The sequence below is a fragment of the Pseudomonas sp. UBA6323 genome (assembly GCF_002439135.1).
In the GTDB taxonomy this organism is placed as follows: Bacteria; Pseudomonadota; Gammaproteobacteria; order Pseudomonadales; family Pseudomonadaceae; genus Aquipseudomonas.
In genome coordinates this window covers 126,485-142,706 of the sequence record NZ_DJSX01000034.1, presented here as the reverse complement: position 1 = coordinate 142,706, position 16,222 = coordinate 126,485, and the positions used below count along the sequence as shown (strand labels likewise).

Below are 16,222 nucleotides of genomic sequence, written 5' to 3'. Positions count from 1 at the left end.
CGGTAGAAATGAATGTGGATTGAATCATGCTTGAACTGATCCTCGGCGGCGCCCGTTCCGGCAAGAGCCGCCTGGCCGAAAAACTAGCCGACGAGTCTGGGCTAGAGGTGGTTTACATCGCCACCAGCCAGCCGCTCGACGGCGAGATGAACGAGCGGGTTGCCCAGCATCGCGCGCGGCGTCCGGCGCATTGGGCGCTGATCGAAGAGCCGCTGGCGCTGGCTCGCGTGCTGCGCGAACAGGCAGCCCCCGGGCGTTGCCTGCTGGTGGATTGCCTGACCCTGTGGCTGACCAACCTGCTGATGCTGGAAGACCCGCAACGCCTGGATGCCGAGCGTGAGGCGTTGCTGGACTGCGTAGGCGAGCAGCCGGGGCGCATTCTGTTGGTCAGCAACGAGACCGGACTCGGGGTGGTGTCGCTGGGCGAGCTGACGCGCCGTTATGTCGATGAGGCTGGCTGGCTGCATCAGGCGCTGGCCGAGCGCAGTCAGCGCGTGGTATTCACGGTCGCCGGGCTGCCCATGGTGCTCAAAGGGGATGGGTTATGAGTCTGCAATGGTGGCAAGGGCCATGCCAGCCGCTCGATCATGTTGCCCGGTCCAAGGCTGAAACCCGTCAACAGCAATTGACCAAGCCGGCCGGCTCGCTCGGCCGACTGGAGGCGCTGGCCATTCATCTGGCGGCGCTGCAGGGGCGCGAGCGGCCCAGCCTGGACAAGTTGTGGATCGCCATTTTCGCCGGCGACCACGGTGTGGTGGCCGAAGGTATTTCCGCCTACCCGCAGTCCGTGACCGGGCAGATGCTTTCCAACTTCGTCAGCGGCGGCGCGGCCATCAGCGTGCTGGCGCGTCAGTTGGATGCCGCGCTGGAGGTCATCGACCTGGGCACTGCCGAGCCGCTGCCGCTGCTGCCTGGGGTAAGACATCTCCAGGTTGGCGCCGGTACACAGAATTTCGTCCGTGATCCGGCCATGACTCTGGCCCAGGCGATGATCTGCCTGGAAGCGGGACGCGACAGTATCCAGCGCGCCCGCGCCGCCGGCTGCGATCTGTTCGTCGGTGGCGAGATGGGCATTGGCAACACCACGGCAGCGGCAGCGCTGGCCTGCTGGCTGCTGAACTGTCCGGCGAGCGATCTGGCTGGCCCCGGCACCGGCCTGGACGGCGCAGGCGTGGCGCATAAAGCGCGGGTCATCGATGCGGCGCTGGCATTGCATCGGGCACAGATCGATGAACCCTTGCAGGCGCTCGTCCACCTTGGCGGCTTCGAGATCGCGGCCCTCGTTGGCGCCTACCTGGCCGCTGCGCAGCAGGGCATCGCGGTACTGGTCGATGGCTTTATCTGCAGCGTTGCGGCCTTGCTCGCCGTGCGCATGAATCCCGCCTGCCGCGACTGGCTGCTGTTCGCCCACCACGGAGCCGAGCCAGGTCACGTGCGTGTGCTGCAGGCGCTGGAGGCCGAGCCGCTGCTGGAGCTGGGTTTGCGCCTGGGCGAGGGCAGCGGCGCTGCCCTGGCCGTACCCTTGCTGCGTCTGGCTTGTGCGCTGCACGGCCAGATGGCGACTTTCGCCGAGGCCGCAGTAGCCGAGAGGCCGAGCTGATGCTGCATCTGGAGTTGCTGCGTCATGGCGAGACGGAGCAGGGCGGTGGTTTGCGCGGCAGCCTGGACGATGCGTTGACCGAGCAGGGTTGGGCGCAGTTGCGCGCCGCCGTGCAGGGGGCTGGGCCCTGGGATCGGTTGATCAGTTCGCCGCTGCAGCGCTGCGCGCGTTTCGCCGAGGAAGTGGCCGCAGCTCACGGGTTGCCGCTGCACTACGAGCCAGGCCTGCAGGAATTGCATTTCGGTGACTGGGAAGGGCGCAGCGCCGCGCAACTGATGGACAGCGATGCCGAAGCGCTGGGGCGTTTCTGGGCCGACCCTTATGCCTTCACGCCACCTAGCGGCGAGCCGCTGCTGCAGTTCGAGGCACGCGTGCTTGCCGCCTTGCAGGGGCTGGCGACGGCGCATGCCGGCCAGCGTCTACTGCTGGTTACCCACGGCGGCGTGATGCGCCTGCTGCTGGCGCGGGCACGTGAGCTGCCGCGCCAGGATCTGCTGCAGGTCAACGTCGGCTACGCCCAACGCTTTCGCCTAAGCCTGGACGCCGACGGGCAACTGACGGAGTTGCGATGATTGCGCTGCTGATCGCCCTGCAGTTCCTCACCCGTCTGCCGGTCAGTTTGCCGGGCATGCCGACGCCCGAACAGGTCGGGCGCTCGCTGCTCTGGTATCCAGCGGTAGGGCTGTTGCTCGGCCTGTTGCTATGGCTTGCACATCTGCTGCTGGGGCAGACTTCGGCTTTGTTGCAGGCCGCGATCATCCTCGCCCTTTGGGTTGGCCTAAGTGGCGGATTGCATCTGGATGGCCTCGCCGACACCGCGGATGCCTGGGTGGGCGGCTTCGGTGATCGCGAGCGCACCCTGACGATCATGAAGGATCCACGCAGCGGGCCGATCGCCGTGGTGGTGTTGGTGCTGCTGCTGTTGCTCAAGTTCGCTGCGCTGCTGACGCTGTTGCAAGCCGGAAAGGGCGCCTGCCTGATATTGCTACCCTGGCTGGGGCGCAGCCTGCTGCCGCTGTTGCTGGCAACCACGCCATACGTGCGCGCCGGCGGCCTGGGCCAGGCGCTGGTCGATCATCTACCGCGCCAGCAGTTGCCTTGGGCACTCGGCGGGCATCTGCTGGGCATGCTGCTGTTCGGCTGGCCCGCGTTGCTGGCTCTGGCGACGGCATCGCTGTTGTTCGTGTGGCTGCGCCGCGCGCTGTTGCGGCGCCTGGGCGGCACCACGGGCGATACCGCTGGAGCGCTGGTCGAACTGGCCGAATGCGGCGCACTGCTGGCGCTGGCATTGAGCCTCTGAAGCAACTGTTATGGCGACGCGCTGCGTAACTGTATGAGTGTGAATCGCTGATGCGGGTATATACCTGCATTTATGTTGCCGACTTCCTGTCTCTGTACCCAACTACGCCGCGCCAGCCGTGGCGTGACCCGTCGCTACGACGACGCGCTAGCCGCCGTCGGCCTTGGGGCTGCCCAGTTTTCCTTGCTGCGCCATGTTCAGCGGCTCGGCCAGCCGAGCATATCCGTGCTGGCCGAAGCCATGGGGCTGGATCGCAGTACTCTGGGGCGCAATCTGCGGGTGCTGGAAGAACAGGGGCTGGTGCAACTGGGAGAAGGGCGTGATTTGCGCGCTCGCGAGGTACGGCTCACAGAGGCCGGCCTGCAACGTGTCGAACAGGCGCTGCCGCTGTGGGAACAGGTGCAGTGTGCGCTGAACGCTCGGCTGGGTGAGAGTCGCCGCGCCGAGTTGATGAAGCTGCTCGACGAACTGGCCTGATGGCCGTATTACTGCCTACACGGTCGCAGGCGGCCGTACGCTGGAGACAACAATGACAACTGCTTGGCGTTCAACCACCTGGCTGCTGCTCGGCGCCTCGCTGATCCTGGCGCTGTCGCTCGGCACTCGCCATGGCTTCGGCCTGTTCCTGCCGCCGATGAGTGCGGAGTTCGGTTGGGGGCGCGAGGTGTACGCCTTCGCCATCGCACTGCAGAACCTGATCTGGGGCCTGGCGCAGCCGATCACTGGCGCACTGGCCGACCGTTTTGGTGCGCGCAAGGCCATCGTCATCGGCGGCGTGCTTTATGTGCTGGGGCTGCTGTGCATGGGCATGGCGGACTCGCCGCTGTCGTTGTCGCTGAGCGCCGGCCTGCTGATCGGTATCGGCCTGTCCGGCACCTCGTTCTCGGTCATTCTCGGCGTGGTCGGCCGCGCGGTGCCGGTAGAGAAACGCAGTATGGCCATGGGCATCGCAGCGGCCGCTGGCTCGTTCGGCCAGTTCGCCATGTTGCCGGGCACGCTGGGTCTGATCGGTTGGTTGGGCTGGTCGGCGGCGCTGTTGGCGCTGGGCCTGCTGATGGCGCTGATCGTGCCGCTGGCCGCGATGATCAACGAGACGCCGCCCCCTGCGAGCCATGGCCCGCAGCAAACCCTGGGTGAAGCGTTGCGCGAGGCCGCCAGTCATTCCGGCTTCTGGCTGCTGGCGCTGGGCTTCTTCGTCTGTGGCTTTCAGGTGGTGTTCGTCGCCGTGCACCTGCCGGCGTATCTGGTCGACCACCACCTGCCGGCGCTGACGGGTACCACGGTGCTGGCACTGGTCGGGTTGTTCAATATCTTCGGCACCTACATCGCCGGCTGGCTCGGCGGGCGCATGGCCAAGCCGCGTCTGCTCAGCATTCTTTACCTGTTGCGTGGCGTGGTGATCACGCTGTTCCTGGTGGCGCCGTTGACGCAGTGGAGCGCCTACCTGTTCGGTATCGCCATGGGGCTGCTGTGGCTATCGACCGTGCCGCTGACCAATGGCACCGTGGCGACCCTGTTCGGTGTGCGCAACCTGTCGATGCTCGGTGGTATCGTCTTCCTGTTCCACCAGCTCGGCTCCTTCCTCGGCGGCTGGCTGGGCGGTTATCTCTACGACACCACCGGCAGCTACGATCTGGTCTGGCAGATTTCTATCGGCCTGAGCCTGATGGCCGCGGCGCTCAACTGGCCCGTGCGCGAGGTGCCGGTGGCGCGCCTGCAGGGGACGCCCGCGTGAGCCGCAAGGCGCTGACGTTCGGTGCCGTGGCGCTGGGCCTCGCTTCGCTGCTGGCGCTGGCCTGGTGGGGTTGGCGCCAGGGCGGGCTGGCCTTGCTGCAGTTGGGCGTCGGTATCTGCTAGTTGCCTGCGGACGGACCTGCGAGTAGCGTGGCGAGATCGCTTTATCGCTCGAGGTTAATCGTCATGTCTTTCCGCCGTTTTGCCTGCTTCCTGCTGCTCTCCAGTCTGGCGCTGCCGGTGCTGGCCGCCGAATGTCCGGCGATGCTGCAGGGCGAGCTGCCCAAGCTGCGCACCAAGGGCGAGAACATCGAACTCTGCCAGTACAGCGGCAAGCCGCTGGTGGTGGTCAATACCGCCAGCTTCTGCGGCTTTACCCCGCAATTCAAAGGGCTCGAAGCGCTCTATCAGCGTTTCAAGGATCAGGATCTGGAAGTGTTGGGCGTGCCGTCCGACGACTTTCGGCAGGAGTCTGCTGACAGCAAGGAGACGGCTACGGTCTGCTACGTCAATTACGGCGTGACCTTCGCCATGACCGAGCCGCAAGCGGTGTCCGGCGATGACGCCATTCCCCTGTTCAAGGGCCTGGCCGAACAGAGCCGGCAGCCGCGCTGGAATTTCTTCAAATATGTGGTCGACCGCCAGGGCAAGGTGGTGGCCAGCTTCTCCAGCCTGACCAAGCCGGATGATCCCGAGTTGATCGCCGCTGTGGAAAAGGCCATCGCCTCGCAGCCCTTGAGCCTCAGCGGTTGGAGGTAGCTCACGCAGCCGTCCCTGGCCGCGTGCGTGACGCCGATCAGAAACGGTAGCTGAGCGACGCCCCCAGGCCATGCGCGCTGTTCTTGTAGCGGGCGCTGTAGGCGCCGCGAGTGGCGCTGACGTGATCGACGTCTACCGACTCTTCGCGCAGGTAGGAGTAGGCCAGGTCGATGGTCATGTCCTCGCTCGGGCTCCAGCCGGCGCCGACGCTGAAGATGGTGCGGTCGCCGGACGGCACGCGCGGCGAGCGGTCGACATTGTTGGTTGGCGACTGGTCGATCGCAATGCCGGTACGCAGCGTCCACTGTGGGTTGAGCTTGTACGACAGGCCGACAGCATGGGCCCAGGTGTCGTGCCAGTTCTGCTCTTCGACGATGGTGGCCAGCGGCGGCGGCAGCGTCGAGGTTTCGTTCTCGATACGGATTTCCTGGAAGCGACTCCAGCGCGTCCAGGTGCTGCCGGCGTACAGGGTCCAGCGGTCGTCGAGTTCGTGGGTGAGCGAAAGGTCCACGGATTCGGGGGTGGTCACGTCAAGCGAGGCATCGTACTTGCCGGCCAGGCCTGCCAGTGCGCCACCGACCTGTACCCGGGTGTCGCCTTCCAGCTCGTACTTCACGCGCGAATGGTAGGTCAGACCGAGGCGGGTCTGCGGGGTGAATTCGTACAGCACGCCGACGTTGAAGCCGACCGCCGTATCATCGCCCTTGACCTTCACCTTGCCGTCTTCGGTGCCGGCATTCAGCGACGAGGAAAGCTCGCCCTCGATATGGTTAAAGGTGGGGCCGAAGCCTACCGACAGCTTGTCGTTGAAACGATAGCTGAGCGTCGGCTGGACAGTGATGACGCGCACATAGCTCTTGTCGGCGTAGTAGCGGCCCTGGTAGCCGCTTTCGTAGTCGGTCATCAGACCGAATGGCACGTAGATACCGAGGCCGAAGGCGACCTTGTCGTCCAGCGGCTTGACGTAATAACCCATGGGCACGCCCGTGACCGGCACCATGTCGCCGTCATTGCTGCCGGCCACAGGGCCGAAGGCGGAGCTGGCTGTGGCATGGCTGATATCGCTCTTGGCATAGATGGCAGCGGCGCCGACGCTGATTTCCTCACGCTTTAGGCGGGCCATGCCGGCCGGGTTGCCGAACACGGTGCTGGCGTCATCGGCGGACGATGAGCGGCCGGCGAACGACGTACCCATGCCGGAAATGCTTTGTTCGTTAAGGGCGAAGCCGGCGGCGAAGCCATGGCTGGAAGTGGCAGTGATAGCGACGGCAAGGCCGGTCTTGAGAAGGCGTTTGCTCACGGGGAAGCTCCTGTGGTGAGGCGAGGGGGCGCACGCTACAGTTTTTCCTGACCGCTGCCAAGGCGCTGAAGTTCCCGAAATAGAGCGCATTGTCGGACAATTGGTGCGATTTGGCGCATAACTCCCTCAGGTTTTTTCTGACGGCTTGGTCAGGCGACCTGGCTCACCGGCTCGATACAACGCTGCCAGGCTTCGAGAAAGTCGTGCTGGCGGCCTTGCGGTTGAAAAACCTTGCACCAAATTCGGCCCAGGGCCATCAGGTCATTGGCGGCTGGCAGCTCCAGTTTTTCGATCTCCACCAGTAGCCAGGCAATGGCCGTGGCGTAGCGCAGGTTGACCGTTAGCTCCATATGCGGGGCTTCGAGAAAGGCATGCTGACTGGCAAGCCCACGGACGCGACTGGCAAGCTCCGGATCGAAGGCCAGGTGCTGATCCCAGAGGGTCTGATGGCGCTGTTCGCTGATGCGATACAGGCCATGGCCTTGCGGATTGTCCAGCGCGCTGCCGAGTGCCGATTGGCAGGCTGCAGCCCCCAGCAGCAGGGCTTCGGCCGTGGCGCTATGGCGCTGCAGATAGAGAAGGGTAGGGCGGATCACGTGCTGGCTGAGATCGCAGGCGGCAATTCCCATAGCATCCTCGCGGAGGGTGCCGGTGGGGGCCGGGCGCATGGCAGCTGTTTGCAGACCGATGAAAAACTATCTGCGTTGGCAATCCTGCGTTAAAAACAGCCTCGAAATGCTCATTTACGCTTGTAAACTCCGCTTTCTCGGCTGTTTTTGCCTTGTCTTGCCTGCCTCGCTAACGTTTTTCAACGGTCTGGGCTCTTCGATAAAGGCCCCACCGGGAGCGGGGTTAGCCGCTCAATTTCAAGTCTAGTGCGATATTTCAGCTGTAAAGGACTGTTTTTAAATTGATTCCGGATTTGAGTTATTGCGCATATTTCGATTGGTACTTAAAACCCAATCATTCTCCGGTGGCAACCGGACGCGCCGGGTCGGTGATCCATTCGCTCCATGAGCCGGCATACAGCGGTGCCAGCGGATAACCGGCCAGGCTCATTGCGAACAGGTTGTGGCAGGCCGTAACCCCGGAGCCGCAGTAGGCCACCATGTTTTCCAGTGGGCGATCGCCGCGTAGTTGGTCGAAGCGATCGCGCAGCGCTTGTGCCGGCAGGAATCGGCCATCGGCCCCGAGGTTGTCGGTGAATGCCGCGCATTGCGCGCCGGGAATGTGTCCGGCGACCGGGTCGAGTGGCTCGACCTCGCCGCGAAAGCGCGGCAACGCTCTGGCGTCGAGCAGGGTGAGATCCGGATTGCCCAGGCGCAGGGCCAGTTGCTCGGCACTCAGCAGCAGGTCGCTGTCGGGTTGCGCCGAGAAATCACCGGGTGCGTTCTCCGGCGGGGCAATGCTCAGTTCCTGGCCGGCCTCGCGCCACGCCTTCAAGCCGCCATCGAGCAAGTAGAGGCCATCGCGCTTGCCCAGCCAAAGCAGCAGCCACCATGCCCGAGCCGCGAAGGCGCCGGGACCGTCGTCGTACAGCACCACCTGGCTGTCCGCCCGCAGGCCGCAGCTGCGCAAACGTTCGACCAGTGCGCTGGGGTCCGGTAGCGGGTGGCGACCGGTTACGCCCTTGATCACCGGGGCAGACAGGTCCTGTTCGAGGTCGAGGAAGTGGGCACCGGGAATATGCCCGTCAAGGTAACTGCGGCGGCCATAGGCCGGGTCTTCGAGGGCGAAGCGGCAATCCAGGATCAGCAGGTTGTCCTGGCCCTGGCGACTTTGAAGCTGTTCCGTGCTGATCAGTTGAGCGAATGGCATGGTACCTCCTGTGTCGTAGACGCGTTTGTCGGCATCATACCGCCTAGCCAATGCGCTGCACCCGGATCAACCTCCCGATAAGTAAGGAGCCATTTCATGCTGAGACTGCAACCCATCGCGCACAGCGCGAATCTGGCCCGTCGTGCCGGTGTGGTGTTGTGCACGCTCGGCGTGACGCTGCATTTCTGCCTGCTGGTGATTGGCCGGGCCGCGGTGGGGCGGTTGCGCCGCGAGCACGTCGATGGTTATACCCGTGCCTGGTCTGCAACATTGCTGCGTTTGGTGCGCATGCATATGACGGTGCAGGGCCAGTGTCCGGATTTCAATGACGGTCGGCGTTACCTGATCCTCTGCACGCATTCCAGCCATTACGACATTCCGGCCAGCTTCGTTGCCATGCCGGGTTCGATTCGCATGCTGGCCAAGAGCGAGTTGTACCGCATTCCATTTCTCGGCCGCGCCATGCGCGCTGCAGAATTTCCCTCAGTGGCCCGGCACAATCCGCAGCAGGCCCGACGTGATCTACAGCGCGCCCGTCAGATGATGGAAAGCGGCATCGTGCTGTGGGCCGCGCCGGAAGGGACGCGCTCGGTCGATGGCCGGCTGCAGCTGTTCAAGAAAGGTTGCTTCCACCTGGCGCTGGATACCGATGCGGTGATCGTGCCGGTTGCCATCCGCGGCATTCAACATGTGCTGCCGGCGCGCACCTGGCGCCTTAATCTCGATCAACCGGTACAGCTGGCGATAGGCGCTGCGATCGATGCCAGTCGCTACGACCGTGACAGCCTCGCGGCCTTGATGGCCGATACGCGGCAGAGCATGGAGGCACTACTGCAGGGCGCTGAAACTGCGCCGATAGCGGACGTTGAGATGACGGTGGTGATCGAAAACTGTGCGCAGTAGGATGGATTTTGGTGCGCGCGTGAGCGGGCGTGAACGGCTTTAAAGCGGGCCATTTGGCCATGCGCCTGGGTTAATGCACTAAAAAGTTTCACTAAAGCGACATTTTGATCTGTTTTGGTGCTTTGCCGCCTGATAGAGTGCCGGCCACTTTTGTCTTTGTGGTGTCGAGGTGCCGCATGTCGTTGTCCGTCGATTCTTTCCTGGCGCGCCTGAAACAGCGCGATCCCGACCAGCCGGAATTTCACCAGGCGGTGGAGGAGGTCGTACGCAGTCTGTGGCCCTTCCTTGAAGCCAACCCGCGCTATCGCGATGCCGGTATTCTCGAACGCATGGTCGAGCCGGAGCGCGCCATCCTGTTCCGTGTGCCGTGGGTCGACGACCGCGGCCAGGTGCAGGTCAACCGTGGCTACCGCATCCAGATGAGCAGCGCCATCGGTCCGTACAAGGGCGGCCTGCGCTTCCACCCTTCGGTGAACCTGGGCGTGCTCAAGTTCCTGGCCTTCGAACAGGTGTTCAAGAACTCGCTGACCTCGCTGCCGATGGGCGGTGGCAAAGGCGGTTCGGACTTCGATCCCAAGGGCAAGAGCGAGGGCGAAGTAATGCGCTTCTGCCAGTCGTTCATGAGCGAACTGTACCGCCATATCGGTGCCGACCTGGACGTACCAGCCGGTGACATCGGTGTCGGTGGCCGCGAGATCGGTTATATGTTCGGCCAGTACAAGCGCCTGTCCAACCAGTTCACCTCGGTGCTGACCGGCAAGGGCCTGAGTTACGGCGGTAGCCTGATCCGCCCGGAAGCGACCGGTTACGGCTGCGTGTATTTCGCTCAGGAGATGCTCAAACGCATCGGTAAGGGCTTCGAAGACAAGCGCGTGGCCATCTCCGGTTCCGGCAACGTCGCCCAGTATGCGGCGCAGAAGGTCATGGAACTGGGCGGTCGCGTCATCTCGCTGTCCGACTCCGAGGGCACTCTGCATATCGAGAGCGGCCTGAGCGATGAGCAGTGGCTGTACCTGATGGATCTGAAAAACGTGCGCCGTGGCCGTCTGCGCGAAATGGCCGAGCACTACGGTCTGCAGTTCCTCGCCGGCCAGCGCCCCTGGGACCTGCCGTGCGACATCGCGCTGCCCTGCGCGACGCAGAACGAGCTGGACGGCGACAACGCCCGCACGCTGCTGAAGAACGGCTGCATCTGTGTGGCCGAGGGCGCCAATATGCCCTCGACCCTGGAAGCGGTTGACCTGTTCGTCGAGGCCGGCATCTGCTACGCACCGGGCAAGGCGTCCAACGCCGGCGGTGTGGCCACCAGCGGCCTGGAAATGAGCCAGAACGCCATGCGTCTGCACTGGAGCGCCGGCGAGGTGGACGAGCGTCTGCACGGCATCATGCAGAACATTCACCATGCCTGCGTGCACCATGGCGAAGAGAATGGCCGCATCAACTACGTCAAGGGCGCCAACATCGCCGGCTTCGTCAAGGTCGCCGATGCGATGTTGGCGCAGGGCGTGGTCTGAGAATTGCGCAAAGTCTGACTTCGACCAGGCTCTGAAAGCAGCGCCGCTGTGACCTCGAGGCCCCGCGTGTGAACGCGGGGCCTCGTCATTTCTGGCGCGGGGCTGTGTTGCCCGAGTGATTCAGGCATGCTGCCTGCCCTCACGCTCGCTACACAGGTCCTCGCCACGCATGAAACGTTTTGTCCAGCTCGACACCGCTCCGATCCCGGGTACGAATGGTGCGTTGAACCTGTTCGAATACGGAGAGGATTTCGTCATCAAGATCGCCGGTGGCGATGGCGGGCAGTTGATGAATACGCGTATGCACGGCTCGGAAGATGCCCTGGCGGCGATTCCCTGCAAGCAGATTGCCGGGCGTCCACAAGTTCGGGTGCTGATCGGTGGTCTGGGCATGGGCTTTACCCTGGCCTCGGCACTCCAACACCTGGGCGCGGATGCCGAAGTGGCGGTGGCCGAGCTGGTGCCTGGCGTGGTCGAGTGGAACCGTGGCCCGTTGGGGGCGAAAGCCGGCTACCCATTGAACGATCCGCGTGCGCTGATCATTCAGGACGACGTCGCCAAGGTGCTGCAGGCTGCCGAGCAGTGCTACGACGCGATCATGCTGGACGTCGACAACGGTCCCGAGGGTTTGACCCAGAAGGGCAATGACTGGCTGTACAGCATGGACGGCCTGCGTCAATGTGCCAAAGCGCTGAGGCCCAAGGGCATGCTGGCGGTCTGGTCATCCAGCGCTGACCGGGCGTTCTCCGAGAAAGTGCGCAAGGCAGGTTTCCAGGGCGAGGCGTTGCAAGTCTATGCCCACGGCAACCGGGGCACGCGGCATACCATCTGGATTGCCCAGAAGGTCTGAGTCCACCCTTTCGATTTGGTGGGCTGAAGCCCGCCCTACGATAGGGTAGGCCGGGCGGCGATCCGCTTCAGCCCACCAACTTGGGCACGACTGCGAATGACCGCTTTGCCTTTTTGTTGTCATTCGCAGGTGGACTCTCGTCGAACGATCGTGGGCAGACTCTTAGTGAATCTGCAGTTTGCCGATGCGGTCGTTGTCGAGGCTGCCGAAGTACAGGTAATCACCCACCGGCTTCACCGAGGTGACCATGCGCAGATGCGTGCCGCTGGTGTCGTGCAGGCTGCGGACGATGTTGCCCTGTTCATCGAGCGCGATGGCGAAGCCATAGGGAATCGCCTTCGGCCACAGCGCGCGCGGCAGCTTGGCCAGTTGCGCCTTGAGCCAGGGGTGGCGATGGAGGAAGTCGGCGTCGGCCTTGCGCGGGGTGGGCAGCGCCACCCAGAAGGTGCCCTTGCGGTCGCCCTGCAGGTTATCCGGCAGCCCTGGCAGGTTATCGATGAAGATGTCGTGCTGGCCGGCCTTATCGCCCTTGAGCCAGTAGCGGGTGATGCGGTAGCGATAGGTCTCGTTGACCAGCACGAAGTCCTCGTTCGCCGACAGCGCCACGCCGTTGGCGAAGTACAGGCCATCGAGCAGTACGCGGGTTTCGCCGCTGGCCGGGTTGTAGCTCAGCAGGCGCCCATGCGGGCGGGCTTCGAGCAGGTCGAGCAGGTAGTCCGGCTGTTCGAAGCGCGAGGAGGCGTCGCTGAAGTAGATGGTGCCGTCGCTGGCAATATCCAGATCATCGGTGAAGGCGAAGGGCAGGCCGTCGGCCTCGGTGGTCAGCACCTTGATCGCACCCTGCGGGTCGATGCTCAACAGGCCCTTGTAGGCGTCGGCGACAATCAGGTTGCCATCGGCATCGAAGTTCATGCCCAGCGGGCGGCCGCCAGTGTCGACGAATGTTTCCAGGCTGTCGTCCTCCTGAACGCGCACGATGCGCCCGTCAAGCAGGCCGGCGTAGACGCGGCCCTCGGCATCCACGGCGGTATCCTCGGGGCCATGGACCTGGCCGCGCGCCAGCAGCTCGGCCTTCATCAGGGTGTCGTTGGGTTCCAGCACGCCGGTCATCTCCGGAGGCGGCGCGGCATCCCAGGGCAGCGGATCGATCGGGCTGGGGGTCAGGGCCAGGTAACCGGCCGCTGCGGCCAGCAGCATGACGAGCAGGGCAAGCAGTTTCTTCAGCATTGTCGTTATTCCGTGGCGGAGGTGGTGCGCGGCACAGAGTACACAGTTCCTGTTGCCGACGGCAGGCCGCACCCCGTGGGATCGCCTAGGCATATATACTGCGCGGCATTGTTCATGGGAGAGCCGCGTGGCTAACGACATTCACTGGATTCTCGACGATGCCGGCCTGGCCGAGCATTGCGCTGCCTGGCAGGCGCTGCCTTTCGTCGCGCTGGACACCGAGTTCATGCGCGTCGACACCTTCTACCCCATCGCTGGATTGCTGCAGGTCAGCGCTGGCGAGGGTGCCTATTTGATCGATCCCTTGCGTATCAGCGACTGGCGACCGTTCGCTGCACTGCTCGAAGCGCCGGGCGTGGTCAAGGTGCTGCATTCGTGCAGTGAAGATCTGGAGGTGTTCCTGCGCCTGACCGGCAGCCTGCCGGCGCCGCTGTTCGATACGCAACTGGCGGCCGGTTATCTCAACCTCGGTTTCTCCATGGGCTACTCGCGCCTGGTGCAGGCCCTGCTCGATATCGAGTTGCCCAAGGGCGAGACCCGCTCTGACTGGCTGCAGCGGCCGCTGTCGGAGCTGCAGGTGCGTTACGCCGCCGAAGACGTGCTGCATCTGGTCGAGGTGTACCGTGCGCTGATGGCTCGCCTGGCGCCGCAGAAAGTCGAGTGGGTGCTGGAGGACGGCGCCGAACTGGTGGCCAACCTGAGCCGTGAAGTGGCGCCAGAGGACGCCTGGCGCGATGCCAAGCTGGCCTGGAAGCTGTCGCGTCAGCAGCAAGCGGTGCTGCGTGCCCTGTGCGCCTGGCGCGAGCGCGAGGCGCGGTCGCGCAATCAGCCACGTAATCGCGTGCTGCGCGAGCATTCGCTGTGGCCGCTGGCGCGCACCCAGCCGGATAACCTGGTGGCGCTGGCGCGTATCGAGGACATGCACCCGAAGACCGTGCGCCAGGATGGCGAAACCCTGCTCAAGCTGATTCGCGAGGCCGCGGCGCTGCCCCCCGAGCAATGGCCCGAGGCCTTGCCCGAGCCGTTGCCGATCGAAGCCTCGGCGCTGCTGAAGAAACTACGTGCCGTCGGCCAGCGTGAGGGCGAGCGCCTGGATATCGTGCCCGAGCTGATGCTGCGCAAGAAAACCCTGGAAGCCCTGCTGAAAAGCGGCTTTCCCAATGGCCCGTACCAATTGCCCGACTCCCTGCGCGGCTGGCGCCGGGAGTTGATGGGTCAGGCGCTTCTGGACTGCCTGGCCGCTGAAGGAGAATCCGCGTGAAACGCATCTGTTCCATCTACAAGAGCCCGCGCAAGAACGAGATGTACCTCTATGTGCTCAAGGCCGAGGCCCTGACCCGCGTGCCCGAGGGGCTGCTCGCGGTGTTCGGCCCGCCTGCGCACGCCTTCGACCTGGTGCTAAGCCCGGATCGCCAGTTGGCGCGGGAAGACATCGCCACGGTGCTGGAGAATCTCGAAAAGCAGGGTTATCACCTGCAGATGCCGCCGCCCGAAGAGGACTACATTCAGCACTTGCCCGACGAGTTGCTGTGCCGTAACGACCCGGTCTGAAGCATGCGCCTGCTGATCGCAGAAGATGACCACGCTCTCTATGCCGAGCGTATTCGTCGCGCCTGCCCTGAGCTACAACTGGTGGTGGATGCGCGGCCTGAGTCACTGCGTGCCGTGGCCGGCGAATGCGAGCTGTGGCTGGGTCAGCCCGACCTGCTCGCCCCCTTGCTGCGCGACGGGCTGCGCCCGCAGTGGCTGCAGTCGACCTGGGCAGGCATCACGCCGCTGCTGGCGGCGGGCCTGCCGCGTGATTATCGCTTGAGCCGCGCCGTTGGCATCTTTGGCCAGGTAATGGCCGAATACGTGCTCGGCCATATGCTGGCCCATGAGCGGCGCCTGTTCGCTCGGCTGGCAGCGCAGGTCGAGCAGCGTTGGGATCACAGCTTGCCGCGCAGCCTGCGTGGGCGCCGGGTGCTGGTGGTCGGTTGCGGCGATATCGGACAGGCCGTGGCCGCGTTTCTGCAGCCCTTCGCTGTGCAATTGCGTGGCGTTGCCAGCCACGCCCGAGAGCAGGCGCCTTTTGCCGAAGTGGCGGCCATGGACGACTTGCCTCGGCTGATCGCCTGGGCCGACTACGTGATCAATCTGTTGCCGGACACGCCGGCAACCCGCGATCTCTACGACGCCCGCCTGTTGGCCCATTTCCGTGAAGAGGCCGTGCTGATCAATGCCGGGCGTGGCGTCGCGGTGGTCGACGCCGACCTGGTCGCCGCGCTCGAGCGAAATCAGCTGGCGGGTGCAGTGATCGATGTGTGCCGTGAGGAACCTCTGCCGCCAGGCCACCCGTTCTGGACGGCGCCGCGTCTGCTGCTCACCGGTCACAGCTCGGCACCCACCGACCCGGCACTGATGAGCGACTTGTTCATCGACAACCTGGCGCGTTGGCAAGCCGGAGAGCCGCTGCGTGGTGAAGTGGATTTCGCTCGCGGTTATTGAGGCACTTGGCGGGTTGCGCCCGCCCTACGGGTGCAGATCTGTAGGGCGGGTGCACCCCGCCAGCGGCGATAACCGGCTCGTACAATCAATCCCTGATGGCGCCATTCGGCATGCGCCGCTTGGCCAGGGCTGGGGCTCAAGCTAGACTGCCGCGCTTTTTTCACCTGAGTCCATACTGCTCCATGACCGCCAACCTCGAACCCTTCTGGAAACGCAAGACGCTCGCCCAGCTCGATCCGGGCGAGTGGGAATCGCTGTGCGACGGTTGCGGCCTGTGCTGCCTGCAGAAGCTCGAGGACGAGGATGACGGTGCCGTCTATTACACGCGTATCGCCTGCAAACTGCTGGACCTGCAGAGCTGCCGGTGCAGCGACTATCCCAACCGGGTCAAGCATGTGCCCGATTGCATCCAGCTCACGCCGGCCCAGGCCGATCAGTTCCAATGGCTGCCGCCGACCTGCGCCTATCGTCTGGTCAGTGAAGGCAAGGATCTGCCGCACTGGCATCACCTGGTGAGCGGCGATGCGGATGCTGTGCATGCCGAGCGGATTTCCCAGTCGGGACGTATGCTGAGCGAGAACAGCGTGGCCGAAGAGGACTGGGAAGATCATCTGATTTTCCGCGCTGGTTGATTGCCGCGCGGCTTCGTGGCAAATCTGTCCCTCGTTCATGGAATTTGCCCTGTGGCGCGGCGGTCATATGCCGCCATGTCCCCGCATCAGGAGTGTTG

The 16,222-nt window shown here is 64.2% G+C and carries 19 protein-coding genes; 15 read left to right on the top strand and 4 right to left on the bottom strand.

The window, feature by feature from the left end:
- Positions 1 to 26: 26 nt before the first annotated feature.
- From cobU to B3P22_RS07330, 8 genes are all read left to right on the top strand, one after another.
- Positions 27 to 548 carry a bifunctional adenosylcobinamide kinase/adenosylcobinamide-phosphate guanylyltransferase gene (cobU, locus tag B3P22_RS07365; protein ID WP_296270529.1) on the top strand — a complete coding sequence of 174 codons (522 nt, stop codon included), beginning with the start codon at positions 27 to 29 and terminating at the stop codon, positions 546 to 548.
- A complete protein-coding gene (cobT, locus tag B3P22_RS07360) occupies positions 545 to 1,600 on the top strand; it encodes a nicotinate-nucleotide--dimethylbenzimidazole phosphoribosyltransferase (RefSeq protein WP_296270528.1) in 1,056 nt (351 codons plus the stop codon). Before cobU ends, cobT begins: the two co-directional genes overlap by 4 nt.
- Positions 1,600 to 2,172, top strand: coding sequence for an alpha-ribazole phosphatase family protein (gene cobC, locus B3P22_RS07355; RefSeq protein WP_296270527.1), 573 nt, complete (start codon positions 1,600 to 1,602; stop codon positions 2,170 to 2,172). The genes cobT and cobC overlap by 1 nt, the downstream gene beginning before the upstream one ends.
- The gene (locus tag B3P22_RS07350) at positions 2,169 to 2,900 is read left to right on the top strand and encodes an adenosylcobinamide-GDP ribazoletransferase (protein WP_296270526.1); all 732 of its coding nucleotides are present in this window, start codon (positions 2,169 to 2,171) and stop codon (positions 2,898 to 2,900) included. The genes cobC and B3P22_RS07350 overlap by 4 nt, the downstream gene beginning before the upstream one ends.
- Before the next feature lie 72 nt (positions 2,901 to 2,972).
- The gene (locus B3P22_RS07345) at positions 2,973 to 3,377 is read left to right on the top strand and encodes a MarR family winged helix-turn-helix transcriptional regulator (RefSeq protein WP_197856656.1); all 405 of its coding nucleotides are present in this window, start codon (positions 2,973 to 2,975) and stop codon (positions 3,375 to 3,377) included.
- Positions 3,378 to 3,429: 52 nt separating this feature from the next.
- Positions 3,430 to 4,635, top strand: a complete 1,206-nt coding sequence (locus tag B3P22_RS07340; protein ID WP_296270525.1) for an MFS transporter — start codon at positions 3,430 to 3,432, stop codon at positions 4,633 to 4,635.
- Positions 4,632 to 4,757: a hypothetical protein gene (locus B3P22_RS07335; RefSeq protein WP_296270524.1), complete on the top strand. Its 126-nt coding sequence runs from the start codon at positions 4,632 to 4,634 to the stop codon at positions 4,755 to 4,757. The genes B3P22_RS07340 and B3P22_RS07335 overlap by 4 nt, the downstream gene beginning before the upstream one ends.
- A 63-nt stretch (positions 4,758 to 4,820) precedes the next feature.
- On the top strand, positions 4,821 to 5,393 hold the full coding sequence (locus tag B3P22_RS07330) for a glutathione peroxidase (RefSeq protein WP_296270523.1): 573 nt from the start codon (positions 4,821 to 4,823) through the stop codon (positions 5,391 to 5,393).
- Between the two features lie 37 nt (positions 5,394 to 5,430).
- On the opposite strand, the gene B3P22_RS07325 is transcribed toward B3P22_RS07330, so the two are convergent.
- The 3 genes from B3P22_RS07325 to B3P22_RS07315 form a co-directional block, all read right to left on the bottom strand.
- Positions 5,431 to 6,693 carry an OmpP1/FadL family transporter gene (locus B3P22_RS07325; protein WP_296270522.1) on the bottom strand — a complete coding sequence of 421 codons (1,263 nt, stop codon included), beginning with the start codon at positions 6,691 to 6,693 and terminating at the stop codon, positions 5,431 to 5,433.
- Positions 6,694 to 6,842: 149 nt separating this feature from the next.
- Positions 6,843 to 7,322: a hypothetical protein gene (locus B3P22_RS07320; RefSeq protein ID WP_296270521.1), complete on the bottom strand. Its 480-nt coding sequence runs from the start codon at positions 7,320 to 7,322 to the stop codon at positions 6,843 to 6,845.
- A gap of 334 nt (positions 7,323 to 7,656) precedes the next feature.
- On the bottom strand, positions 7,657 to 8,511 hold the full coding sequence (locus tag B3P22_RS07315; protein WP_296270520.1) for a sulfurtransferase: 855 nt from the start codon (positions 8,509 to 8,511) through the stop codon (positions 7,657 to 7,659).
- Positions 8,512 to 8,607: 96 nt separating this feature from the next.
- Here B3P22_RS07315 and B3P22_RS07310 point away from each other — a divergent pair, with 96 nt between their 5' ends.
- The 3 genes from B3P22_RS07310 to B3P22_RS07300 all read left to right on the top strand — a co-directional run bounded on the left by B3P22_RS07310 (position 8,608) and on the right by B3P22_RS07300 (position 11,778).
- Positions 8,608 to 9,414, top strand: coding sequence for a lysophospholipid acyltransferase family protein (locus tag B3P22_RS07310; protein ID WP_296270519.1), 807 nt, complete (start codon positions 8,608 to 8,610; stop codon positions 9,412 to 9,414).
- Positions 9,415 to 9,590: 176 nt separating this feature from the next.
- Positions 9,591 to 10,928 (top strand): NADP-specific glutamate dehydrogenase, encoded by a 1,338-nt coding sequence (gene gdhA, locus B3P22_RS07305; RefSeq protein WP_296270518.1) that lies wholly within the window; start codon positions 9,591 to 9,593, stop codon positions 10,926 to 10,928.
- Between the two features lie 169 nt (positions 10,929 to 11,097).
- Entirely contained in the window at positions 11,098 to 11,778 is a 681-nt protein-coding gene (locus B3P22_RS07300; RefSeq protein ID WP_296270517.1) for a spermidine synthase, read from the top strand.
- Between the two features lie 162 nt (positions 11,779 to 11,940).
- Here B3P22_RS07300 and B3P22_RS07295 read toward each other — a convergent pair whose 3' ends face one another.
- Positions 11,941 to 13,002, bottom strand: a complete 1,062-nt coding sequence (locus tag B3P22_RS07295) for an SMP-30/gluconolactonase/LRE family protein (protein WP_296270604.1) — start codon at positions 13,000 to 13,002, stop codon at positions 11,941 to 11,943.
- 130 nt (positions 13,003 to 13,132) lie between these two features.
- Here B3P22_RS07295 and rnd point away from each other — a divergent pair, with 130 nt between their 5' ends.
- From rnd to B3P22_RS07275, 4 genes are all read left to right on the top strand, one after another.
- Positions 13,133 to 14,266: a ribonuclease D gene (rnd, locus tag B3P22_RS07290; RefSeq protein WP_296270516.1), complete on the top strand. Its 1,134-nt coding sequence runs from the start codon at positions 13,133 to 13,135 to the stop codon at positions 14,264 to 14,266.
- The gene (locus B3P22_RS07285) at positions 14,263 to 14,556 is read left to right on the top strand and encodes a YcgL domain-containing protein (RefSeq protein ID WP_296270515.1); all 294 of its coding nucleotides are present in this window, start codon (positions 14,263 to 14,265) and stop codon (positions 14,554 to 14,556) included. The genes rnd and B3P22_RS07285 overlap by 4 nt, the downstream gene beginning before the upstream one ends.
- Before the next feature lie 3 nt (positions 14,557 to 14,559).
- Entirely contained in the window at positions 14,560 to 15,492 is a 933-nt protein-coding gene (locus tag B3P22_RS07280; protein WP_296270514.1) for a D-2-hydroxyacid dehydrogenase, read from the top strand.
- A gap of 182 nt (positions 15,493 to 15,674) precedes the next feature.
- Positions 15,675 to 16,124, top strand: a complete 450-nt coding sequence (locus tag B3P22_RS07275) for a YcgN family cysteine cluster protein (protein WP_296270513.1) — start codon at positions 15,675 to 15,677, stop codon at positions 16,122 to 16,124.
- Positions 16,125 to 16,222: the final 98 nt, after the last annotated feature.